This is a genomic window from Anaerolineaceae bacterium oral taxon 439 (assembly GCA_001717545.1).
Taxonomy (GTDB): Bacteria; Chloroflexota; Anaerolineae; order Anaerolineales; family Anaerolineaceae; genus Flexilinea.
On record CP017039.1, the window covers coordinates 368,893 to 390,193 of the forward strand.

Consider the following 21,301-nt stretch of genomic DNA (forward strand, 5'->3'; position numbering starts at 1 on the left):
AATCAGTCCTTGTTCAGTATCCGGATCAGGAGGTCGTAGCCGGCTCTCGTTTCTTTGGCGACCGGGAAAAACGGGTAACAATGGAACAGTCCCTCGCCGACGATCGTTTCATGCGCCGCGCCGTATCGATTCAGCGCGGCTTCAATCGACGGCGCGATTCCGCAGAACGTCTCGTTGCCCCCGTAAATCAGCGTCGCCTTCGGGCAATTCGTGAAATCGCCGCGCTGCAAATAGATCATGTAATCCGGGACGGTATCGTCCCCATGGCGCAGGGCCGCTTCAGTCTCCCGCATGAACAGAGCCGGAATGAAGACGTCCTTTTCCGATCGCGGACGCATTCGCAGCACCGGACAACCGCAGACCTCGGTCCGGGTGACTTTGATTTCGAGGTCGCGGATTTCCGGAATGTGGTTCTTTGCGTTGAACCGCCTGGCGATGGCGATAATCTCGTCCGCGCTTCCGGAAAGCATTTTCCGGATTCCTGACGCGAGGATCGATTTCCTGATGAGCTCAATTCGAATCGACATGACGCCTCCTTCCGCGCGATTCCTGCGCTGATCATGGTTAGGCGTTAACGTTGGCGTTGTCGAAACGCGGACGTACGCTCCGGGCGGGGGTGAAGCCCGAAAGCAGCTGGAAGTAGATTTCGTCGCGAATTTGGGCGGGAAAACGGTTTATATTCAATCGGCATGGCGCATGGAGAATCCTGCGAAGCGGGATCAGGAAATCCGGCCGCTCGTTCGGATCCCGGATTCGTTTAAAAAAAATCATTGTCGTCAGGGACCATATCGTAACCTGGTATGACGACAATGGGATTTTATATATCGGAATCCGCGATTTCCTGCTGGACGCTGCGGGTCTGGACTGAGAATAGCCGCTGGCGGCGATAAAAAGCGTGCATCCTGATTTCGTTCTATGACTGACGTATAATCAGCGCAAGCCTATCCCGCATCATTTTATCTTCCAGTAACCTTTCCGATCTGAACCGATACGCTCAATGATGTTTTTTTCTTTAAGCTTTTTCAGCCATAATGCGATCGTTTTTCTGCTCAGTGATAGTTTCTCTGCAAGAACCGAAGAAGTATAGGCAGGATCTTCTTCGATAAGTCCCAGGATTTGCAGTTCGGTGTCGGTCAATTGATCTGTCACCTTTTCTGTCACCTCACGGGTAACAGAATGGACGATCCTGTCCTTTGGCGCCTTGAAAAGAATCATAATGTCGCCGGGATTGATCGTGTAATCTGGCAGCGGAAGGCCCTCCCTTTCACAGGAAGAACAGATCTTTTCGATGCCCCGTCCCCAGCTTTCAATAAATCCGGCCAGATATAATACGTGGGCAATATTCGGATTATAAGGTCTGGAAGCATGCTTTTGCATCAGATTTTCCTGTGTCCAGTTCTCTGGAAGACACCCGCAGTTTGCAATATACAGCCTGTCTTCATATATGCTGATCTGAACTGGAACGCCGGATTGATATTGTTTGTGGCAAATCGCGTTTAGAATTGCTTCGCGCAGCGCCTCTTCAGGAACAAAGTAACGTTCGATCCTCTGCATTCCCACATAGGAGATTTTTGCTTTCATGTACTTCAGATGAACCAGCTCAACAACTTTATCGATTTGTTCTAAGATGGATCCGTGGATTTCGTCCTGATATAGAAGGTCAGCATCGGTCTCAAAATATCCGAGCTTGATATAAGCGCCAAGTTGCCATTTTTCGGGCTCTTTACTAAACAAGAGCATAGCGGCATTTGTCAGATAAGAACCATTCATCAGATGGAGCTTTTCCATCAGGATATTTTTCGGTTCATCAAGCACACTTTGATCGATACGACCTTTTTTTATCCCCCATTGTTTAAAGCGGTCCAGGAGTTCATCATTCACATCTTCGAGGGAAAAAGCAGGCAGAGGCAGGTTATCCCATGTAGCGCCGCGTTTTCGCATCAGGAAGGCTTCAAGTGCGGGGCCGGTCAGTACTTGCCTTGTGCTCCCGCTACGGTAATAGTAGATTCCTTTACAGGAAATGCCAATGGGATATGGGGGTACGTCAATTTCAATGTATTCCTTATCTTTATCATTCAGAAGATTCACTCCAACAACGATACCCAATGCGTCACGAATCTTGTTTGGAATATCTTCCAGAAGTTTATGTGAGTTGGGTGTGCCGATCGCATTGCCGCTGTCATCGCAACCAATATAAATTTTTCCGCCCTGTGCATTGGCATAACCGCAGATCCATTCCAAATATTCATCTTTCCACTTACTTTTCCATTCTGTGTTCTGGTTTTCAGGCATGGTCTTTACTTTCTTGTTTCTTGTCCTTTGTCCGCTTCTTGCAGACATTATATCGATTCTTACATTGGGCGCTGTATAAGACGAAGCGGGATCAGGAAATCCGGCCGCTCGTTCAGATCCCGGATTCGTTTAAAAAAATCATTGTCGTCAGGGACCATATCGTACCCTGGTATGACGACAATGGGATTTTATATATCGGAATCCGCGATTTCCTGCTGGACGCTGCGGGTCTGGACGGATAGCCGGTTTTTCCCGTTCGGCGCTCGCGGTTATTCCCCTCGATCTTTAATCAGCGTCATCGCGGCCTGCGCCCCGGAAGCGGCTGACACGATCAGCTGACGATAGTCGCCGTCAACGGTTTCCCCGGCGGCGTAGACGCCCGGAATTTCCGTCCGCATGCGCGCGTCGATCGGGATCAGCCCGTTTTTAAGCGAGAGCTTCCCTTCATACAGCTCGGAAACCGGCTTATGCCCGATGAAAACAAAGACGCCGTCGAACGGGAGCCGCCGCTCTTCACCGCTCTTGACGTTTTTTACGTTCAACGCTTCAACGAAGTCCTTCCCGACGACCTCGGTCACGACCGAGTCCCAGAGGAAATCAATTTTCGGGTTGGCCTTGGCTTTCTTCTGCGCTGATGCGTCCGCGCGCAGCTGGTCCCGGCGATGAATAATCGTGACTTTATTCACGAAACGCGTCAGGAAGACCGCTTCCTCGACCGCGGCCGTTCCGCCGCCGACGACCGCGACGTTCTTTCCGCGGTAAAACGCCCCGTCGCAGGTCGCGCAGTAGGAGACCCCCGCGCCGGTCAGCTCTTTCTCGCCCGGGACGTTCATCAGGACGGCTTTCGATCCGGTCGCCAGGATCAGGCTTTCGGCATGGTAGATTTTTCCTTCCGTCTCGACGACGAACGGACGTCGGGCGAAGTCGATCGATTCAGCGCTCGTGTAATCGATTTTCGCGCCGAATTTTTCCGCCTGATCGGCGAATTTCATGATTAATTCGGTCCCGGAGATTCGTTCTGGAACGCCGGGATAGTTTTCGACGTCCGCCGTCAGCGTGATCTGGCCGCCGAGCGTCGGCCCGGTCAGGACGACCGGCTCCAGCTCGGCCCGCGCGGTATAAATCGCGGCGGAAAGCCCCGCCGCGCCGCTGCCGACGATTAAGACTTTGGTGTCAAGATGTTTTTTTTCGCTCATGTGCTTTTCCTGTTTCTTTTCTTACAATCGTACTTTTTATATTGTTCGGTTGAAGCTTTTCGTCTTAACGAGGACGATTCTTCCGCCGTTGGATTCATTTTACCGTGACGTATTCCTGGTTCCCGCGGGTCGGTTCATCCGGGATCGTTATCGCGATCCGCCTTTCGTTCAGGCGGGCCCGGACGATCCGTCTGGCGCTTTTCCGTTCTTTATAGCCGAGATATTCCCGAGTCTCGGTCAGGCTTTTCGGCTCCAGGCACAACACAACTTAAGAAGACTGCCCCGTTAAAAGCGTTTCTCCGCGCCTGGGCAGCGGTGGATATCGTCTATGGCGTTATTCGCCGCGCGTTTTCCTCCAGGTTCCCCGAAAATGCGTCCGCTGTACTTTGATTGTACACGACTTTAACCGCAGCTTCGTCCGAGTCAGGGCCGTTTTCCAGCGCGAACGTTACCAGCAGGAAAGAGGTTTCTTTCGGAAGCGGTTCGAGCGACAGGAGCGCATGGTAAATTTTCGCCAGATCCGCGTCGGCCTCGCTGTCCGTGATGCGTTCGGTCGTTTTATTGAAGATTTGATCATATTCGATCATGGCGCGCGCCATGATCTTCGCCGTGTCGAGCGTTTCGATCTCGACCTCGCGGACCGGCGAACCGTCGAATCCGGGTCCGGCGATCGATACGAGACGAAGCGATTCGGCGATTTTCCGCCCGAATTCGTTCGCCGGGATCCGAAATGGGACTTCCTCGACGATCAGCGCCCGCGCCCGTTCCTCATCGCCGGAATTCAGCGCGGCGATCAGGCTGCGGAGGGCGGCTTCCTGATCCGCGGATGTCATCAGCGGCTTTTCGTCCGGCGCGGGCGTCCAGGCGTTGGTCAGCCGGTACGCGATCCAGAACGCGGCGGCGAAAAGAAGCGCGGCGGCAATCAGGGCGATTTTCTTTAAAGCTTTGCCTTGGAGGTTAACGGGAAGGTTCATGGTTTAAACGTCCGATTAAAATAGGAGTAGGAGAAGACGGTTTTCAGCAGTTTCGCTCGCTCGGCGCCGCTCAGGAACTCGATCTTCATGTCGTCGTTTCGTCGGATCGTTTCGATTCGCACGCCGAGATATTTCCCGTCGTAGAAATAATGCCGGTCGAAGAAGGAATCGCGTTCGATAGACGAGGTCTGGTCGAAAAGGAAATTCCCCAGCCCGAAATGCATAAAATGGTCGCCGATAAAGCCGAACCCCTGCGGGATATGCGCCTGCGAGCCGGAGACGATCGTCGCGCCGGCCTGAGCTAAATGATAAAACGCGGCGAATTGGATCGTTGGCACGGAATAATAATCATGCTCAACCTGCTGGAAGGTGACGATTGGGAAATAACCCTCCTGAATCAGCTTTTTCACTTCCGCGATCAGCTCGTCATAGTCGCAGAGCGCAGCGCCGGGGGTTTCTTCGGTTGCCCATACGCTTTCCGGCCCGACCGAGTTGCAGCCTGAAAAGGCAAATCGGTTGCCGTTATGCTCAACGAGGAGCGGCGCGCGCGCGTCGGAAAGCGTCAGCCCGCCGCCGTAGGTTTTCATTCCCGCGCGCTGGAATAATCCGTATGCGTCGATAAACGCCTGCGCGCCCCAGTCCAGATTATGGTTCCCGGTCAGCTCGACGATATCGACGCCGAGCGCGGTCAGAACCCTGAAATACGCAGGCCGGGCGCAGAATTTCGGATCATGGCGCAGCGGGATTCCCGAAGGGCAGCCGCTGAAAAAAGACGCTTCGCTGCTGACATGCGCCAGATCGGACTTCCGGATCGATTCCGCGATTTCGCTGATCGGGAAATCGGTCCCCTCGGTTTCGAGCTGGGCCGCGAGGCGGCGCGACAGCGCGGTCGTCCCGGTCAGCGTCACGGTTGTCAGGCGCGACGGATCATAATTCGTCGTCAGCTTCAGCGTTCCCGGACAGCCGCCTTTCCGCAGCTCAGTTACCCGGTAGCGGATTTTCAGCGGATAAGCCTCGGGGTCAAAATCGATCGCGAACGGATCGCTGACGTCCTCCTCGCTCAGGCGAAGTCCTAAAACCTTCCAGCGCGGATCGAGGTCGTCGAACGGGACGATCGCGACCGTATTCGCCGCGCCCCAGGTCGCTTTCAGCAGCTCCCCGCCGTCGATCGCGCGGACGGTCTGGCTCGGCGGTCCGCCGAAGAGCGCGGTCAGCGTCTTCCGATAAGCTTTCGGGTAAAAAACGGATTGGCAGCCGTTCTCCGGGCAGAGCCCCAGCCAACTCTGGCGGATGCCTTCGAAGTAGATTTCGTCGCTGATCGTTGGAAACGGCGCGGCGGCGGCGAAGAGCCGCGTTCCCTCGCCGATTTTCCCCGCGCTGTCGGTGGGCGCGATCTCAACGCTGCAGCTGGCCCGGTCGCGCGCGTAAACGCGTTCGCAGCCGTTCGGGATCTTCTCGACCAGCCCGATCGGGGCGGAACGATCGATCCACACGCTGCATCCGGCTTTGGACGCCGCCGCGGCCCGCGCAGCGCCGCCGAAAAGAAGCGCACACAGCGATAAGGCGAAAAGAATAGCGAGGCGCGAGGCTGCGCTCCGGAAGGCGGAGAATTTCTTCCTGGAAATGGATATGGGATCATAAAGTTTCATTCGGTTAATCGATCCGGGCCGCGATATTCCGCGGCAACTCCTCCTGAAATTATAGCAGGTCGCGCGGGTCCATAGCCGCGTACGGCCCCGAAAGAATCACGCGCGAACGGTACTGCGGGAAAAATCGATCGGCGGCGGACCCCGGCGCGGTTTTGCCCCGCGGATAAACGAATCTTTTCGCCTGTTCACCGACGATATTAAGATGTGTATGCTTTACATGGGAATCTGGGCGTTGTAAAAACAACGTAGCGACGGCTTATCCGCCGGCCCATTTACCTCCATTTGTCGGACAAACGCCGCTGGGTAAGATGAAATCAGTTTAATAGTTGATCTATTGTATAGTCTTAAATTTCAATTAAGCTCCGGCAGAAATTGTGAAGAGCTATTACAATCTAAGTTGGGTTCGGCTAACGGTCGGATCTCAACAACATATTATTTACTCTAATAGGAGATGAAAAGATGAAAGCTTTTGCGATGTTGAGTATTGGAAAAGTTGGATGGATTGATAAGCCGATGCCAGTCTGCGGACCGTTGGACGCGATTGTGAAACCGATTGCGCTGGCTCCCTGCACCTCCGACGTACATACCGTTTGGGCGGGCGCGATCGGCGATCGCCATAACCTGACGCTGGGCCATGAGGCCGTCGGCGAAATCGTCGAAGTCGGTTCCCTCGTTAAAGATTTCAAGGTCGGCGATAAAGTCATCGCCCCGGCGATTACGCCGGATTGGAATTCGCTCGAAGCTCAGGCCGGGTACTCGATGCATTCGGGCGGCATGCTCGCGGGCTGGAAATTCTCGAATATTAAAGACGGCGTTTTTGCTGAATATTTCCATGTCAATGACGCTGACGGCAACCTGGCGCTGATTCCCGAGGGAATGGATCCTGCCGCCGCGGTGATGTTCTGCGATATGGTCCCGACCGGGTTCCATGGCGTCGAGCTTGCCGGCGTTGAATTCGGCGATACGGTCGTTGTTGTCGGGATCGGTCCTGTCGGCCTGATGTCGGTTGCGGGCGCTGCGCTGCATGGCGCCGGGCGTCTTTTCGCGGTCGGTTCCCGTCCGAAATGTATTGAAGTCGCGAAAGCCTATGGCGCGACGGATATTATCAATTATCGCAACGGTGATATCGTTGAGCAGATTCTTAACCTCAACCATGGTCCGGTCGATAAAGTCGTCGTTGCCGGCGGCGATGTCGATACCTTTGATCAGGCGCTTGCGATGCTCAAGCCGGGCGGCGCGATCGGCAACGTCAACTATTTAGGCGAGGGCGACTATATTAAGCTTGGCCGTCTGAACTGGGGCGTCGGCATGGGACACAAACGCATCAACGGCGGTCTGATGCCCGGCGGGCGGCTGCGCATGCAGAAACTGACGTCGATGATGACGTCCGGACGCATGGACACCGGATTAATGGTGACGCATCGCTTCAACGGCCTTGCCAGCGTTGAAACCTGCCTGGATATGATGAAGGATAAAGCGGCTGAATTGATTAAGCCGGTCGTTATCGCGTAATTTTCTTCTCCTTTCTCTGCAGCCTGAATCCCTTCGCTTCCTCCTTTCGGCGGAGGGATTCATTTTTCCGACGCCGGGCATTCGGGCCCGGCGTCGACGCTTGCGTTACAATAATAGATGAATTTCATGAAGCGGAGGACTTGATCATGTACATGGTATTTTTAGTTTTACACGACCGGAAGCATACCGACGCGGTATTGGCGGAATGGACCAGGGTGGGCGTTAACGGGGCGACGCTGATGGATTCGGTCGGCGCGTATCGCCTTCGCAAGCGCATTCCCGGCCGTTACGCTTATACGACCGCGAGTACGGAAGAAATCAACCAGTCGATCTTCGCGATCGTTCCGGACGAGGCGATGGCGCTCAACGCGTTAGCCGCGACCGAGGCCGTTATCGGCGACCTGAGCCGCCCGGAGACAGGCGTCTTCTCGTATTGGCCGCTGACCAGCGTCAAGGGCATTTCAAAAGCTCCGCAGGGAGGTAAGGGGGAATGAGCGCGACGATTCTGGACTTCTTCTTAGCGGGGAATCGCTTTTGGGCAACCTTTATCCTGAGCGCAGGATTGATTGTCGCCGCGGCCATGCAGCTGGCGCGGTCAGGCGACGTTCTGGCGGCGCGGACCGGCATCGGCGGGATGTTTATCGGCGTGCTGCTGCTGGCCGGGGCGACGTCGCTGCCGGAGATGCTGACCGGGATCAACGCCGTGCTGATCGGTTCGCCGGATATCGCCGCCGGGAACTTCTTCGGTTCCTCGGCGTTTAACATGCTGATTCTCGCTATTCTCGATATTCTCAGCCGTGATCGCCGGATTTTACGCGAAGCCGCGTATCGTCACGTTCTTTCCGGCGGACTGGGGATCTTTATCTGCACGATTGTCCTTTTCTTCATTGGCGCAAATCCGATCATTGAGACGTTCGGATTTAAGGTCGGCTGGATCGGGCTCGATTCGCTGATCATCGTCGCAGTTTATGTCTACTCGATTCGCCTGATCGATCAGGAGGGAAAGGAACAGGTTTCGGCAGAAATGAGCGCGGAGGAATTAGCCTCGGTCCCGTCGCTTCGGAGCGGGATTCTCAGCTTTGTCGGCGCGTCGCTCGTTCTGGTTATCGTTTCGCCGCTGATGGTCAACGCGGCGGATAAGATTGCGGTGGTAACGCAGCTGGGCGAGTCGTTTGTCGGTTCGACACTCGTCGCGATGATTACGTCGCTTCCGGAGTTGGTAACGTCGATCGCCGCGCTGTCGATCGGCGCGCCGGAAATGGCGATGGGGAACCTGTTCGGCTCGAATATGTTTAACATGCTGGCGATTTCGATTACCGACCTGTTCTACGTTCCGGGACGGCTCCTGGGAGCCGTGAGCCCTGCGTTTATCGTGACCGGGATGCTGGGGGTCATGATGATGGCGCTGGCGGTCATCGGAAACGTCGCAAAGCTGCGCCGCTTTAAATTCATGGAACTGGATTCGATTTTGATGGTGATGCTGTACCTCGGCGGGATGTACATTCTGTATCAGATACGATAAGCCGGGAGATTTTTTCCGGTTTTAAGCTTTCAATAAATTGGCGTTATACCGTTTTTAAACCGCGTTCGATTTTTATCCGGGTATCCTTATCTCTGCCGGGCGGAAACGAAATTGCCTGGAAGAAGAGGAGATAGGAAATACATATGAACATGAGCGCAACGAAGATCAGGTTTTTCGCCCTGCTGCTCGGGATCGCGCTGACGGTCATCGTCGGGATTGCCGCGGTCAGCGTTTACGCTTTCGAATGCAGGCTGTCCCTTCTCAGTGCTGGACCCGGGGAGGCGGCTGCGGAGCTGTCGGCTGAATGCGGAGAGGCTGATCGGGGCGGGGTCGAGAGTGAGGAGGATGCGGGATGTCCGCCGTTCACGAACGGTTCGGACGCGGCGCCTGAGAGCCGGGCGGGCCGTTCCATGGATTGGACAAGTTTTTAAGGCGCGGTTAAGTTGGGTTTAAATGAAAAATTAACCATTTTCAAATAAAACAGGCGTATTCTTTTTTCGAAGAAATGAATGGGAGCAATCACCGAAGACCAGATACAGTGTAAGGAGAAAGAGATTATGAAAAAAATTTATGTCGTGTTCAGCCTGATTTTCGCGTTCGTTTTGGCGGCCGGGAGCGTTCCGACGGCGGCCGTGTTCGCCGACAGCACTTCCGCGCGGGAAGAGATCCTTGAAGCGTCGACCGAGCTGGGGCGGTTATACAATCAGATTAATCCGTCGGTCGTTTATATCGCGGTTAAGTCGACCGCCGACTCGTCCAATGGCCTGGACATGGAGCAGTTTCAGGAGCTGATCCCGTTCTTCCGGCAGTATTTCAATACGCCGGAACAGGATTATCAGCGCTCCGAGCCGGAGAAAGAACGCTATACTTACGGATCGGGGACGGGGTTCGTCTGGGACGACGAGGGACATATCGTCACCAATTATCACGTTATTGAAAACGCCGTCGAAGTGACGGTGACCTATCATGACGGGATCGTCCGCGACGCGGTCGTTGTCGGCGAGGACCCGGATTCCGATCTGGCGGTACTGGAGGTTGAGGATTATGAAACCGGGCTGACGCCGGTCAGGATGGGCGATTCGAACGCGATCGAAGTCGGCGAATTCGTCGCCGCGATCGGGAACCCGTTCGGGAATACCGGGACGATTACGACCGGGATTGTCTCGGCGCTGGGGCGGTCGTTTGATCTTGAAGACGGATCGACGTCCAGCGGCCATTATCAGATCCCGGACATGATTCAGACCGACGCGGCGATCAATCCGGGAAACTCCGGCGGCGTCCTGATCAATTTGGACGGCGAAGTCATCGGCGTCGTGAATTCGTTCTCGTCGACGACGTACGCTTCGGCGGGGATCGGTTACGCGATTCCGGCGAATCTGGCGAAGCGGGTCATCCCCAGCCTGATCGCGACGGGATCCTATGAGCATCCCTGGATCGGGTTCAGCGGCATTGCGCTGAATCGGGAGCTGAGCGAGTCGCTGGGATTTGACCGGGACCAGCGCGGCGCGTTGATCCAGCAGGTGATCAAAGGCAGTCCTGCGGAAAAAGCGGGTATTCACGGCGGAAGCGAGCCGTTCTCGGAAAATTCGAAGGTTTTCGTCGACGGAGACGTCATTACGAAAATCAACGGTGAACCCGTTTCGGGCATGGACGATATTATTGCCTATCTGGCGTCGAATACGAGCGTCGGCGAAACGATTACGCTGAAAGCGATTCGCGGCGGCCGGGAAATTTCGTTCGACGTAACGCTGGCGGCGCGGCCGACGGCCGCCGAACGCAGCGGCGAAACGGCACGGAACGGCGCGGAGATCAATCGGGCCGTGGCGGGAAAACCCTGGCTTGGGACGTCGGTCCGCAATCTCGATATCCGGACGCGGGACGAGCTCGGCCTTAACGACGAAGTTCGCGGCGTTCTTGTGACGTCGGTCAGCGACGACAGTCCGGCTTCCGACGCCGATATCCGGGCCAACGACGTGATCCTGGCGTTTGACGGCGTCGAGGTGAAGACGGTTGAAGAATTGAAGACGCTCCTGGAGGATTACCTTCCAGGCGACCGGGTGTCGCTGACGATTCAGCGCGATGACGAAGAAATCGAGCTGCGCCTGACGCTGGGGAACCAACCGGGGCTGTAGAAAAGCGGGGCGCGCGGTAAGCCTGAGCGGCAAAAAAGGATTCGGGGATTTATCCGAATCCTTTTTTTATCGCTTCCGTCCAGTTTCAATCCGTCCTACGCTAAAATCAGCGGCACGAGCATTTCCTCCGCGGTCAGCCCGGCATGATGGCCGATAAATTCCGCCGCGGGCTTGCCGCCTTCCGGTACGTACAGGAGGTCCCATTCGCCGACGCCAAGGGCGAGGAAATCGCCCAGAAAGCCTTTCGCGCGCGGATGGATTTCCGTATCGCCGAAAAGACCGTTCGCGATCGCTTCGTCGGTATCGATTAACCGGTATTGATCGTTGGGGACGAGCGCTTCGAAGCGGGCTGCGAAAAGGTCTTTTTTCCCCGGTTTGATATAAAACGCTTTGCAGCGCGGATCGCCGCCCGGATAAGAACGCATCAGCTCCGTCAGGCCCGGTTCCCGATTGATATGGAAATGCCGGCGCATGTCCGTCAGACCGTGGTCGGCGCTGATAAAGGTCGTCGCGTCGGCGAGATTCGGGAGCGTCCGTTCGAAAAGATCGTTCGTCTCCTGAAGGAACGAGCGGACCTCCGGCGCGGTCATTCCGTACGGATGGATCAGCGCGTCGGGGCTTTTCCAGTAGGCGATGATGAAATGGTTCCCGGGCTCAGCGCATTTTGCCTCAACCGCCCCGACCAGCTCGGACATGGCGCCACAGAGCTGGTAGCGGTCCCCCGCCAGTTCAAGGATCCGCGGCCGCGCGCTCTGCGTCAGGAAGAGGTCGATCGAAACGCTCTTTTCCGTTGCGGCGTCGATCTTGTCGAAAACGCGCGGCGTTTCCATGAAGCTGAGAACGTTGTGCGTCTGATAGTTGAGCTTCTCGCCGGTAAAGGTATCGCGGAATGGGAACATGTCGATACACATATCCCAGTCAGAAAAGTATAGCGTCCAGCCCAGCCAGGCATGTGAAATGGGTTGAACGCCGGAGAAGAACGACGTCATGACGGCTGTCGTCGTGCAGGGAAAAACCGCGGTCAGGTCCTGACGCTTCCGGCGAAGGAGCCAGCTTTCCGCCGGCAGGTTCTTTTCCAGGACGCGGGAGCCCATTCCGTCCATGATAAACCAGACGGTATTCCGCGACCGGCGGCGGTCGAGCTCGGCGTCGAGCGCCGCGATCGGTTTTGTCGGGATCCTTGCGCCGTAGTATTTAACGATCGACGACAGGATGCCCAGGTTGCAGTTTCTGTAATCGGGTAAGACGATCGGATTTTCAGGATTCATCATTTTTCCTTTCAGAACTCAAGTAAAAAGCCTTGCCGTCAGCCCGTGATCAGGTTGGCTGCCTGCTTCGCGAGCAGCGCGAGGACGACGACGATAAACAGGACGCGGAATAAAGTCCGATCCTTTCAGAGTCGCTGATTTTACCCCAAAAAACGCCCTGGTTAAAGATAGCCATCGTTAACCCCAGCGCGACGTAAACGGTTACGGCGATTCCGAAAAGATCAGTCATCATCGCCGTCCGAATGAAAAGTCGTTGGCAGCTCTGGATCCGGCCGCGAATCCGCTGGAAATTATAAGGTTGCGGCGCGGCGGGGCGGTCCGATTCGCGTTCAGATGTATGACCGGCGGGCGCGAATTCGCTTTTCGCGCTTTTTTTCCTCACAACCGCAGTAAAACGGTTAAGATCGGTTGTCGTTCGGTTAGAATTTGGGCATGGGGAAAAAAAATTCGCTGATCCGATTCCGGGACCCTGACGGCGGGCTGGATTCCCTGTTCGCCTCGCTCTTTCCGTCGGAAGGCGGCGCTGGATTCGAAACGATCCGAACGATCGATCGCGATCCCGAAGGAGAGGCGGGAAAGTTGACGGATCGGGAAACGGCGCGTTTGGGCGAAGCGCTGCGCGAAAATGAGATGCGCCCGGTCTGGATCGTGCTGGATCATCCGGACCTGAAACCGTCGGACGTTGCCGCGATTTCCGCGGATATTGAAGAGGATCCGGAGCGGATCGCCGCGTTGGCGCTGCGCGTTCCGGTTCCTGAAGGCGAGTCCGTCGTGCATCGCGCGCTGCGGGGGCTGGTTGAGAAATCGACGCTGCCAAGGGTCATGGTCTGGTACCTGCCCGCGGGCGCGCTGGGCTGTCTCCGCGAGGACCAGATGTTCGCGTCCGTTTTCCCGCTGCGCTGGCTGATCGGCTGCCGCTGCGCCGGGAAGAAGGCATGCCTGCGGGTTCGGCGGAAGAATTGGAACCGAACGTACAGATCTCAGAAATTCAGTTTTCCCGCGCTCCTCTGGTATTACTTCCACCGGTTAGTGCGTTATTCGACCGCGTCGCTGTTCTCGGTCCTGTTGGATTATGTGGTCTTCATGACGGTTTTATTTTTCGGCGCGCCGTCGCTGGCGGCGCTGATCGTAGGGCGCGCCTTTTCAATGGCGGTGAATTTTACGCTGCTCCGGAAGTTCGTCTACCGCGACCGCCCGGAGCTCGCGCGCGCCTGGCTCCGCTATCTTGGGTTGACGCTTTTTTCTTCCGCGGCTGCGTTTTTCGCGATCGAAACGCTCCGGCGCGTGGTTCCGCTGCCGGTCGTAATCGTCAAGGCGCTCGTTGAAACGACGCTCTTCTTTTTTAATTACACGATGTCGCGCGAATGGGTTTTCCGGAAGAAATCGGAAGCTGACGGCTGATTTCAGGCGGAGCATAATCAACTTAAATATCGCTTTAAAATCAGGCAATATAAAAAGATACACTCCCCCTAATATGAATCAAATGCAATTTCTGTGCTAAAATTTTGGAAAATCATGACGCGCTTCCGTTGCGGCGAAACGCGGACGCCGGAATTCCGTCCGTCGGTTTCACTGGCGGGCGGATGAGCAGGCGCAAGACGAAGGATAGAAGGGACGAGGGCATGAGGACAGCGATTATCGGCGCGGGATTTACCGGGCTGACCACCGCGTTGGCGTTAGCGGATCGGGGTCATGACGTCGTTATTTTCGAACGCGGCGCGATCGCCGGCGGCCTGGCGGCGGGGTTTAAAGCTCCCGGCTGGGAAGATTCGGTCGAGATGTTCTATCATCACTGGTTCGCGGGCGACGAGGCGATGAAGCGGCTCGTCCGCCGTCTCCAATTCGAGGATCAGGTCCGCTTTTCCAAGCCGAAATCGGTGATGTTCCATGCGGGAAAGTTTTATCCGTTCGACTCGATTCCCGCCGCGCTGGCGTATCCGGGTCTGGGATATGGGCTGAATAAGATTCGCTTCGGCTTTATCGGACTTTATTTACGGTTGACGAAGAACTGGCGCGCGCTTGAAAAAGTCACGGCGCAGGATTGGATGAACCGATGGGCGGGGAATTTCGTTTATCGGACGATGTGGGAGCCGATGATGATCGGGAAGTTCGGCGAACGCTATGCCGCGCGCGTGAATATGGCGTGGCTTTGGGCGCGGATATCGGCGCGGACGACCGCGCTGGGAACGTTTAGCGGCGGATTTCAGGCGCTGATCGATCGGCTGGTCGAAGAGCTGCGTTCGATGGGCGTAACGATCCGATTTAAAACCGACGTGAAAACGGTATCGCGCGCGGCGGACGGGAGCTTTTTGCTCGATGTTTTGACGGACGGCGAAGAGGCCTTGGAAACGCTGACGGCGGACCGCGTGCTGGCGACCTGTTCTCCGGCTGCGTTCGGGGAACTCGTTCCCGCGCTCCCGCCTGATTTCAGGGCTTCGCTGGAAGGGCTCGAAAGTATCGGCGCCGTCGTTCTGGTCCTGGCGCTGCGGCGGCCGCTTTCGAAGGAGGGCTATTACTGGTACAACCTGCCGAAGAGCGAAGGCTATCCCTGTCTGGCGTTGGTTGAGCATACGAATTTTGTCCCGCGGGAACGCTTCGGCGGTCAGACAATTGTCTACGCCGGCGATTACCTGGAACCGGGTCATCCGAATTTCGCGCTGTCGAAGGAGGCTTTACTCGAAAAGATGATCCCGGGCCTGAAGAAAATCAACCCTGATTTTACCGGGGATTGGGTGATCGACTGCTGGAAGTTCTCGACCAGATATGCGCAGCCGATTCCATTCGTGAACCATTCGCAGCGGGTCCCTTCGATCGAAACGCCGATCCCGGGCCTGTATTTCGCATCGATGAGTCATGTGTATCCGTACGATCGCGGCACGAATTATGCGATTGAATTGGGGGAAAAAGCGGCGCGGAAAATCATGGGTTAACCTGTTACAGCAAATTCGGAATTCCCGTTATTTTTAAGCTTGTGAAAGATTTCACCTGTTCTTTTCCTGATTCATCGAACTTTAAATCTAACCGGTATGCGAAATTTTCGCCGCGGGTTAAGGTCCCGGGGTCGGTTCTTCGGGACGAGCTCCCGCCTGCGTTCAGACATTTAATCAACAGAAAACGCGAAATCTTAACCGATTCGCCGTTCTTTTTAAGATTTCCGCACCTTAAAGAACTTCCTTTTTTTAGGCGCTTAAAAACGCTTCCCCGATTTTTTCCCATGTTAGAATAGGGCAAGTTTGATCAATACGGAGGTGCGTCCTCCGATAATACGCCCGAAACGTGCGATTAACGATATGCGGATAGGGACTCTGGTCCGGGTTTATTCCTATTAAAGCTGATAGGGTGTATTTGCTATGGGAACGGTTACGATAGCGGGTAAAAAAGGATGCGAGATGAACGGGATGATGAACACGATGACAGCTGAAGAAATCTGGGACGCGACGCTTGCGCAGGTGAAAGCCACGGTCGATAAGCAGACGTTTTCCACATGGTTTAGCAAAACCTCGTTCGCTTCGACGGAAGAACGCGCCTTTATTGTCCACGTTGAGAACGCGTTTATCCGCGACATGCTCGAAAAAAGGCTGACCGGGATGGTCGAGCGGCTTCTTCAGGCGCAGACCGGCGATCCGGCCAGCACGGTTGAATTCAGGATCGCCTCGTCCCAGCCAGACGAAGCGGAAACGGCTGTTCGCCGCGAGACGGCCGATTTCGGAGCGAAAACGACGGGGCCCGAACGCGGTCCGGTTTCCGCTTCCCGTTATACGTTCGCGAATTTTATTACCGGCGGGTCGAATGAATTCGCCTGTTCCGCCTGCAAGGCGGTCGCGCGTGGAAATAACGCATCGTTTAATCCGCTTTTTATTTACAGCGGCGTCGGCCTCGGCAAGACGCATCTGCTCCGCGCGATCGGCAACGAGATCGAGGCGACGACGGATAAAAAGGTTTTATACGTGACATCGGAAGAGTTCACCAACGATTTTATTTCGTCTCTTCAGAATCATGAAGCGGTCGCGTTCCGGGAAAAATACCGGACGGCGGATGTCCTGCTGATCGACGATATTCAATTCATTATTGGGAAGGAAAGCACGCAGGAAGCGTTTTTCCATACGTTCAACGCGCTCTATCTTCAGGATAAGCAAATCGTTATTACGTCGGATCGTCCGGCTCGTGAGATGATTACGTTGACGGAGCGGATGCGCTCCCGTTTCGAATCTGGGCTGGCGGTCGATATTCAGGCGCCGCCTCTCGAGCTTCGGATCGCAATCCTGAAATCCAAAGCGGAGAAAACCGGGCGGAACGTTCCGATGGAGGTCCTGAATCTCATCGCGCAGCGGGTCCAGACGAATATCCGCGAGCTGGAAGGGGCGTTGACCCGGGTTCTCGCGCTGTCGGACCTCTGCGGGATTGCGCTCGACCGCGATATCGTGAACGCGGCGCTCGGCGAAATGGAGCTGAGTTCGGACGTCCGGCCGGTCGACGAGATCCTCGGCGTCGTCGGTTCGGTTTTCGGGGCGGAGCCGGAGGCGATTTTATCGCGGAACCGCTCGAAAACGGTCGCGCTTGCGCGTCAGGTGGTGATGTATATTCTGCGAACCGAAGAAAACTACTCCTATCCACAGATCGGCGAGTTCCTCGGCGGCCGGGACCATTCGACGATTATCCATGGGATTGAAAAGGTAACCGGGCTGCTGAATCGCGATCTCCGCTTTCAGAAGCAGTATGAGCGCGTCTTCACCCGCCTTTTTGGGACGGATGCGAAGGCTGCCGCGTTGAACTGAATATAATAGCGTCATGTCGGCGTTCCTTTGCTGTTAATATTTATATAAGAAATTAGCAGCAAAGTTTGAGTTTGGCTATGAGCCGCTTTTCGTTTTTGAATCGTATCTGAGGAAAATCGTTGCTGATGCCGCGAACGCCGCGCACAGGCTGCGATCAGGGGACGGATGCCTTTTTTTATTGTCGACCGGGCGCGGCAGGATGGTGAACAATGCGCGTAGTTCGCGATCCCCTGTTGGTTTGTCAATGATGCGTTACAAGTTTGAAAGATGAATCTTAAGGAACTGAGAAGGGGAAAGCCAGGCGAGAGGACGCATCGGGAAATTGTTGTACCAATGGTTATGAACCTTCAGTTGTTTCTTAAAATCGTTTAGCGAATAGAAGGGATGAGTTGCGTAAAAGTACTCATTATCTTTACGGTGTGAACGTTCGACCTTACCGTTATGACGAGGGGTATAGGGACGAATGAGTTTGTGGACGATGCCACGCTGTTTGAGCAGCTGCTCAAACAGCGTGGGGCGATCGCGATTCGAGGTAAATCGGTTTGTGAATTCGGTACCGTTATCGGTTTGAACGCATTCAACCTTGAATTTGAAGGCTTTAAGCATATTCTCCAGGAAGACAGCAGAGGAAAAGGTACTCAGCTCATCGAAGCCTTCAACGTAACGAAAGCGAGAATATTCATCGATAGCAGTATATTGGTAGTATTTCTTACTTCCGAATGAATTAGAAGCAATACAAGCGGCAGGAACGTGCTTGACATCAATTTGAACGCGTTGTCCCGGATATTGCATCGCTTCGTATGTCTTAGGAATATATTTTGGATTTTTGACCTTGATCGCCATTTTTCCACTTTTACAGAGGATGCGGTACAAACCTGTAATGGTGCGGGTATATCCTCGCTGGCGCAGTTTTACCCAGAATACGACTAATCCGGCATGAGGATTCCGTTTTCGCATGTTATGAATCAGCTTGAGCTCTTCTTCTGTATGCTGATTCGGATGACTTTTAGGTTTATGAGAGAAATCCCGCAAAGAATCCTGTGTCCCGTCATACCGTTTCATCCATCTGTATACAGTTGGGCGGCTGACCTTGTATTTTCTTGCTGTTTCACTAACTCCATGCTTTTCACAATACTTTACCATGGACTCCCTGAATCTAAGAATTTGTGTTATCGTCTTCATAGCGAATGGGTATCTCCTTTTCTTTGGTTTTCGCAGACTCAACTATAAACGAGATTTCTTCATTCGCTTTTCTTTTTCTCTAATTTGTAACGGATCAATGGTAATCCTACAAACAATGCGCGTAGTTCGCGATCCCCACATTTGACGAGCGGCGCACCCTTATGATATGATTAATCTGCGTTCGGGCGGGACCGACGCGGCGGATACCAGCGAACCTCGTCAGGTCCGAGAGGAAGCAGCGATAAGGTGGACCATTCGGGCGCCGTCGGGAATCCTGTCCGACGTTTTTTCTTTAAATCAGTGGAGTTTCGCATGACTAAAAGACAACCGCAAAATCAGACCCCGGCCTTTTGCAACTATGATAATTCGACCTATCAGGAGGATTTCTGGGGCGGCGGCAAGCGGGCATACGAAGACGCGGCGGAAGCGATGGCGCTCGCGCGGCTTCTCCCCAAAAGCGGAAAGCTCATGCTCGAGATCGGCGCTGGCGCCGGCCGGAATACGCTCCGCTACGAAGGCTACGAGCGGATCGTCGTCCTGGATTACGCGCTGACGCAGGTTCAGCAGGCGCGGCAGCGTTTAGGCGCTTCTCCTCGTTTTATCTACGTCGCTGCCGACGTCTACCGGCTCCCCTTTGTCAACGAGCTTTTCGATGGCGCGACCATGATCCGCGTCGTACATCATCTCAGTCAGCTCGATCCCGCCTTCGCCGAAATTCAGCGCGTCATGCAAACGCATTCGACCCTGATCCTCGAATACGCCAATAAACGCAACCTGAAAGCCATTCTGCGTTGGCTGACCGGGAAACAGAAATGGAACCCGTTTTCCCGCGAGATGGTCGAGTTCGCGACGCTCAATTTTGATAACCATCCGGGAACGGTCGAAGCTGTGCTCAGGAAGAACGCATTCGCCGTCGAAAAAGCGTTATCTGTATCGAGCCTTCGCGTCAGCGGGCTGAAATCCAATCCCGCGAATTTGAATTGGATGATGAAGCTTGAATCGATCCTGCAATACCTTGGCGCAGGAGTTAAGCTCAGTCCATCCGTTTTTCTGCGCTGCAGGTCGATCGAAACGAAAACCAAATCGCGTTTTGATCAGTTTTTTATCTGCCCGAACTGCCGAAGTTATTCTCTGACGCACCTGCTGAATAAGGAGGTTTGCCAAAGCTGCGGCTACGAATATCCGATCGTCGACGGCGTATATGATTTTCGCGTCATCCCCGCCGATCAGAATCGCGCCGCCTGATTCTTCGGCGCGGTTTAACGTTATGATTAAGAAAATCGTTTGAGGTAAAAAGAATTAAACGTCATTCAGGAGGAATTCAAAATGAAAAAAGGTTTCGTTCTTCTCGTCTTTATCGCGGCGCTCTCGATCGTTCTGATTGCGCCTGCGTCCGCGCAGATCGAGTTTATTGAACCAACTGCCTCGGCCGCTGACGAGACGGCTCGCGATGTCTCGCCTGAATTCGCCGGGATCGTCGCCGATTTAGCCGCGAGCGGAAAAATTCCCGGTACGAACGGCGAATATTACTATTTGGATAATTTCTCTGACGAATGGGCGCAGCTGCAATGGTATCAATGGATTCGCCGCTCGGGGATCACGATGACGAATTTTGTCCTGCGTTCGAAGATTCAGTATGAATCCGCGTCGGATACGCCGAATTGGGGGGACTCTGGCTGCGGATGGTACTTCCGTGGAAAAGACACCAACAATCACCTGACCGCCTATTACGCAATGGATGGGAACGTTCGCGTCATTGGGTACAAGGAGGGCAGGCTTCTTTCATATGGTCAGAAATCCGTCGGAGCGAGCGCCGTTCGCGGCGATATTGATTTCGTCCTTTACGCGAATGGGAAAAATGTTGGCGTCCTGATCAACGGCGCGCCGGCGCTCGAACGGGACGACGTCGTGGTCGATGATATTGAATCCGCGCTTTTTTCGGTGACGTTCTCCGGAACGAATAAAGACTTTGGGATCCGTTGCAAATATTCCGAAGTCGAGTTTCTGGTTCTTCCGTAGATCCGGACGCTGCGCGCGTAGAGAATATCGGGAAACGGCATGTTGGATGGGCATGTCGTTTCTTCGTTTTTGCGATCGGCAGGCGCTTCTCAGCCGGGAAATGGACCAGGAATGATCAGGATTATAATAGGATTGTCTTAAAGCTGAATATAGATTCTATTTCAAAGGGAAGGAGATGCGCATGCCGCAGGTTCTGAAGGAAGAAATCTACGAGCGGATTTTTCAGGCCGGTATCGATGTCTTTTATGAAAAGGACTACCGAAGCGCGAAGATGCAGGATATCGCGGATAAAGCTCAAATTCCTGTCGGGCTGATTTACACGTACTTCAAAAACAAAGAACAGCTCTTTACGGAAATTGTTTCATCTGTCTCGATTGACTTTGAGCGGATTGTCCGCGAAGAGGAAGCGGAAACCGGACTGCCTTCCGCGAAATATAAAAGGATTGCCGAGGGATATTTATTCGAACTCTTGAAGCAGCATAAAATTTTCGTGATTCTTATGGATAAAAGTCATGGGACGCGTTACGAAAACGCAAAGGAGGACCTGATCGCGTCGTTGGGCGCGCATATCCAGCGGGAACTCTCCAGAACCGCTCCGGCCGTTTATCATCCGACTTTGATTCATATTTTGGCGAGCAACTTTGCGGAAAGCCTCCTGGAAGTCGCGCGGCATTACGAAAGTCAGGCGCTCGCGAAAGAGCTTCTCGGGCTCGTTGCGAAATGCTACTATGAAGGGGTTAATTCGTTGTAATCGCCGATTTTTTCGTTTTGCTTAATACT

Annotated in this window: 23 protein-coding genes and 1 other RNA gene; 13 read left to right on the forward strand and 11 right to left on the reverse strand. The window is 54.4% G+C overall.

The window, feature by feature from the left end:
* Nucleotides 1–2 precede the first annotated feature (2 nt).
* The 3 genes from BEQ56_01775 to BEQ56_01785 form a co-directional block, all read right to left on the reverse strand.
* Entirely contained in the window at nt 3–527 is a 525-nt protein-coding gene (locus BEQ56_01775) for a hypothetical protein (protein ID AOH42319.1), read from the reverse strand.
* Between the two features lie 37 nt (nt 528–564).
* Nucleotides 565–810: a hypothetical protein gene (locus BEQ56_01780; protein AOH42320.1), complete on the reverse strand. Its 246-nt coding sequence runs from the start codon at nt 808–810 to the stop codon at nt 565–567.
* Between the two features lie 141 nt (nt 811–951).
* Nucleotides 952–2,292 carry a transcriptional regulator gene (locus BEQ56_01785; protein ID AOH42321.1) on the reverse strand — a complete coding sequence of 447 codons (1,341 nt, stop codon included), beginning with the start codon at nt 2,290–2,292 and terminating at the stop codon, nt 952–954.
* Between the two features lie 20 nt (nt 2,293–2,312).
* Between BEQ56_01785 and BEQ56_01790 the strand changes: the two genes are divergently transcribed.
* Nucleotides 2,313–2,534, forward strand: a complete 222-nt coding sequence (locus BEQ56_01790) for a hypothetical protein (GenBank protein ID AOH42322.1) — start codon at nt 2,313–2,315, stop codon at nt 2,532–2,534.
* A gap of 27 nt (nt 2,535–2,561) precedes the next feature.
* Here the strand turns inward: BEQ56_01790 and BEQ56_01795 are convergent, their stop codons facing one another.
* From BEQ56_01795 to BEQ56_01810, 4 genes are all read right to left on the reverse strand, one after another.
* A complete protein-coding gene (locus tag BEQ56_01795) occupies nt 2,562–3,488 on the reverse strand; it encodes a thioredoxin-disulfide reductase (protein AOH42323.1) in 927 nt (308 codons plus the stop codon).
* 326 nt (nt 3,489–3,814) lie between these two features.
* The gene (locus BEQ56_01800) at nt 3,815–4,462 is read right to left on the reverse strand and encodes a hypothetical protein (GenBank protein ID AOH42324.1); all 648 of its coding nucleotides are present in this window, start codon (nt 4,460–4,462) and stop codon (nt 3,815–3,817) included.
* A complete protein-coding gene (locus tag BEQ56_01805) occupies nt 4,459–6,111 on the reverse strand; it encodes a hypothetical protein (GenBank protein AOH42325.1) in 1,653 nt (550 codons plus the stop codon). The genes BEQ56_01800 and BEQ56_01805 overlap by 4 nt, the downstream gene beginning before the upstream one ends.
* Nucleotides 6,112–6,160: 49 nt before the next feature.
* Nucleotides 6,161–6,355, reverse strand: a complete 195-nt coding sequence (locus BEQ56_01810) for a hypothetical protein (GenBank protein ID AOH42326.1) — start codon at nt 6,353–6,355, stop codon at nt 6,161–6,163.
* A 215-nt stretch (nt 6,356–6,570) separates the two neighbouring features.
* On the opposite strand from BEQ56_01810, the gene BEQ56_01815 reads away from it, so the two are divergent.
* The 5 genes from BEQ56_01815 to BEQ56_01835 all read left to right on the forward strand — a co-directional run bounded on the left by BEQ56_01815 (nt 6,571) and on the right by BEQ56_01835 (nt 11,277).
* On the forward strand, nt 6,571–7,623 hold the full coding sequence (locus BEQ56_01815; protein AOH42327.1) for an isopropanol dehydrogenase: 1,053 nt from the start codon (nt 6,571–6,573) through the stop codon (nt 7,621–7,623).
* A gap of 146 nt (nt 7,624–7,769) precedes the next feature.
* The gene (locus BEQ56_01820; GenBank protein AOH42328.1) at nt 7,770–8,117 is read left to right on the forward strand and encodes a hypothetical protein; all 348 of its coding nucleotides are present in this window, start codon (nt 7,770–7,772) and stop codon (nt 8,115–8,117) included.
* Nucleotides 8,114–9,145: a hypothetical protein gene (locus BEQ56_01825; GenBank protein ID AOH42329.1), complete on the forward strand. Its 1,032-nt coding sequence runs from the start codon at nt 8,114–8,116 to the stop codon at nt 9,143–9,145. The genes BEQ56_01820 and BEQ56_01825 overlap by 4 nt, the downstream gene beginning before the upstream one ends.
* A 143-nt stretch (nt 9,146–9,288) precedes the next feature.
* Nucleotides 9,289–9,576 (forward strand): hypothetical protein, encoded by a 288-nt coding sequence (locus BEQ56_01830; protein AOH42330.1) that lies wholly within the window; start codon nt 9,289–9,291, stop codon nt 9,574–9,576.
* 126 nt (nt 9,577–9,702) lie between these two features.
* Nucleotides 9,703–11,277 carry a hypothetical protein gene (locus tag BEQ56_01835; GenBank protein ID AOH42331.1) on the forward strand — a complete coding sequence of 525 codons (1,575 nt, stop codon included), beginning with the start codon at nt 9,703–9,705 and terminating at the stop codon, nt 11,275–11,277.
* Between the two features lie 95 nt (nt 11,278–11,372).
* Here the strand turns inward: BEQ56_01835 and BEQ56_01840 are convergent, their stop codons facing one another.
* Both BEQ56_01840 and BEQ56_01845 read right to left on the reverse strand, forming a co-directional pair.
* Nucleotides 11,373–12,545, reverse strand: coding sequence for a hypothetical protein (locus tag BEQ56_01840; protein ID AOH42332.1), 1,173 nt, complete (start codon nt 12,543–12,545; stop codon nt 11,373–11,375).
* 49 nt (nt 12,546–12,594) lie between these two features.
* Nucleotides 12,595–12,927, reverse strand: coding sequence for a hypothetical protein (locus BEQ56_01845; GenBank protein ID AOH42333.1), 333 nt, complete (start codon nt 12,925–12,927; stop codon nt 12,595–12,597).
* A gap of 50 nt (nt 12,928–12,977) precedes the next feature.
* Between BEQ56_01845 and BEQ56_01850 the strand changes: the two genes are divergently transcribed.
* Together BEQ56_01850 and BEQ56_01855 are read left to right on the forward strand one after the other, a co-directional pair.
* Nucleotides 12,978–13,946 carry a hypothetical protein gene (locus tag BEQ56_01850; GenBank protein ID AOH42334.1) on the forward strand — a complete coding sequence of 323 codons (969 nt, stop codon included), beginning with the start codon at nt 12,978–12,980 and terminating at the stop codon, nt 13,944–13,946.
* A 221-nt stretch (nt 13,947–14,167) separates the two neighbouring features.
* On the forward strand, nt 14,168–15,475 hold the full coding sequence (locus BEQ56_01855) for an oxidoreductase (GenBank protein AOH44355.1): 1,308 nt from the start codon (nt 14,168–14,170) through the stop codon (nt 15,473–15,475).
* 4 nt (nt 15,476–15,479) lie between these two features.
* On the opposite strand, the gene BEQ56_01860 is transcribed toward BEQ56_01855, so the two are convergent.
* Complete coding sequence (locus BEQ56_01860; GenBank protein AOH42335.1) at nt 15,480–15,761, reverse strand: hypothetical protein; 282 nt, start codon at nt 15,759–15,761, stop codon at nt 15,480–15,482.
* A gap of 182 nt (nt 15,762–15,943) precedes the next feature.
* Here BEQ56_01860 and BEQ56_01865 point away from each other — a divergent pair, with 182 nt between their 5' ends.
* Nucleotides 15,944–17,320 carry a hypothetical protein gene (locus tag BEQ56_01865; protein ID AOH44356.1) on the forward strand — a complete coding sequence of 459 codons (1,377 nt, stop codon included), beginning with the start codon at nt 15,944–15,946 and terminating at the stop codon, nt 17,318–17,320.
* A gap of 252 nt (nt 17,321–17,572) precedes the next feature.
* Here the strand turns inward: BEQ56_01865 and BEQ56_01870 are convergent, their stop codons facing one another.
* Nucleotides 17,573–18,502 carry an integrase gene (locus BEQ56_01870; GenBank protein AOH42336.1) on the reverse strand — a complete coding sequence of 310 codons (930 nt, stop codon included), beginning with the start codon at nt 18,500–18,502 and terminating at the stop codon, nt 17,573–17,575.
* A 183-nt stretch (nt 18,503–18,685) separates the two neighbouring features.
* Between BEQ56_01870 and ffs the strand changes: the two genes are divergently transcribed.
* From ffs to BEQ56_01890, 4 genes are all read left to right on the forward strand, one after another.
* Nucleotides 18,686–18,785, forward strand: an RNA gene (gene ffs, locus BEQ56_01875) — signal recognition particle sRNA small type.
* A 29-nt stretch (nt 18,786–18,814) separates the two neighbouring features.
* The gene (locus BEQ56_01880; protein ID AOH42337.1) at nt 18,815–19,747 is read left to right on the forward strand and encodes a hypothetical protein; all 933 of its coding nucleotides are present in this window, start codon (nt 18,815–18,817) and stop codon (nt 19,745–19,747) included.
* An 81-nt stretch (nt 19,748–19,828) separates the two neighbouring features.
* On the forward strand, nt 19,829–20,521 hold the full coding sequence (locus tag BEQ56_01885) for a hypothetical protein (GenBank protein ID AOH42338.1): 693 nt from the start codon (nt 19,829–19,831) through the stop codon (nt 20,519–20,521).
* Between the two features lie 181 nt (nt 20,522–20,702).
* Nucleotides 20,703–21,272, forward strand: coding sequence for a TetR family transcriptional regulator (locus BEQ56_01890; GenBank protein ID AOH42339.1), 570 nt, complete (start codon nt 20,703–20,705; stop codon nt 21,270–21,272).
* Nucleotides 21,273–21,301: the final 29 nt, after the last annotated feature.

What these genes read in the sequence shown, in the direction of transcription:
- BEQ56_01855 (AOH44355.1), top strand. Translation starts at nt 14,168, where the DNA reads ATGAGGACAGCGATTATCGGCGCGGGATTTACCGGGCTGACCACCGCG.
- BEQ56_01795 (AOH42323.1), bottom strand. Translation starts at nt 3,488, where the DNA reads ATGAGCGAAAAAAAACATCTTGACACCAAAGTCTTAATCGTCGGCAGC.
- BEQ56_01815 (AOH42327.1), top strand. Translation starts at nt 6,571, where the DNA reads ATGAAAGCTTTTGCGATGTTGAGTATTGGAAAAGTTGGATGGATTGAT.
- BEQ56_01775 (AOH42319.1), bottom strand. Translation starts at nt 527, where the DNA reads ATGTCGATTCGAATTGAGCTCATCAGGAAATCGATCCTCGCGTCAGGA.
- BEQ56_01850 (AOH42334.1), top strand. Translation starts at nt 12,978, where the DNA reads ATGGGGAAAAAAAATTCGCTGATCCGATTCCGGGACCCTGACGGCGGG.
- BEQ56_01785 (AOH42321.1), bottom strand. Translation starts at nt 2,292, where the DNA reads ATGCCTGAAAACCAGAACACAGAATGGAAAAGTAAGTGGAAAGATGAA.
- BEQ56_01880 (AOH42337.1), top strand. Translation starts at nt 18,815, where the DNA reads ATGACTAAAAGACAACCGCAAAATCAGACCCCGGCCTTTTGCAACTAT.
- BEQ56_01835 (AOH42331.1), top strand. Translation starts at nt 9,703, where the DNA reads ATGAAAAAAATTTATGTCGTGTTCAGCCTGATTTTCGCGTTCGTTTTG.
- BEQ56_01840 (AOH42332.1), bottom strand. Translation starts at nt 12,545, where the DNA reads ATGAATCCTGAAAATCCGATCGTCTTACCCGATTACAGAAACTGCAAC.
- BEQ56_01800 (AOH42324.1), bottom strand. Translation starts at nt 4,462, where the DNA reads ATGAACCTTCCCGTTAACCTCCAAGGCAAAGCTTTAAAGAAAATCGCC.
- BEQ56_01805 (AOH42325.1), bottom strand. Translation starts at nt 6,111, where the DNA reads ATGAAACTTTATGATCCCATATCCATTTCCAGGAAGAAATTCTCCGCC.
- BEQ56_01825 (AOH42329.1), top strand. Translation starts at nt 8,114, where the DNA reads ATGAGCGCGACGATTCTGGACTTCTTCTTAGCGGGGAATCGCTTTTGG.
- BEQ56_01885 (AOH42338.1), top strand. Translation starts at nt 19,829, where the DNA reads ATGAAAAAAGGTTTCGTTCTTCTCGTCTTTATCGCGGCGCTCTCGATC.
- BEQ56_01865 (AOH44356.1), top strand. Translation starts at nt 15,944, where the DNA reads ATGATGAACACGATGACAGCTGAAGAAATCTGGGACGCGACGCTTGCG.
- BEQ56_01890 (AOH42339.1), top strand. Translation starts at nt 20,703, where the DNA reads ATGCCGCAGGTTCTGAAGGAAGAAATCTACGAGCGGATTTTTCAGGCC.
- BEQ56_01830 (AOH42330.1), top strand. Translation starts at nt 9,289, where the DNA reads ATGAACATGAGCGCAACGAAGATCAGGTTTTTCGCCCTGCTGCTCGGG.
- BEQ56_01860 (AOH42335.1), bottom strand. Translation starts at nt 15,761, where the DNA reads ATGGGAAAAAATCGGGGAAGCGTTTTTAAGCGCCTAAAAAAAGGAAGT.
- BEQ56_01820 (AOH42328.1), top strand. Translation starts at nt 7,770, where the DNA reads ATGTACATGGTATTTTTAGTTTTACACGACCGGAAGCATACCGACGCG.
- BEQ56_01870 (AOH42336.1), bottom strand. Translation starts at nt 18,502, where the DNA reads ATGAAGACGATAACACAAATTCTTAGATTCAGGGAGTCCATGGTAAAG.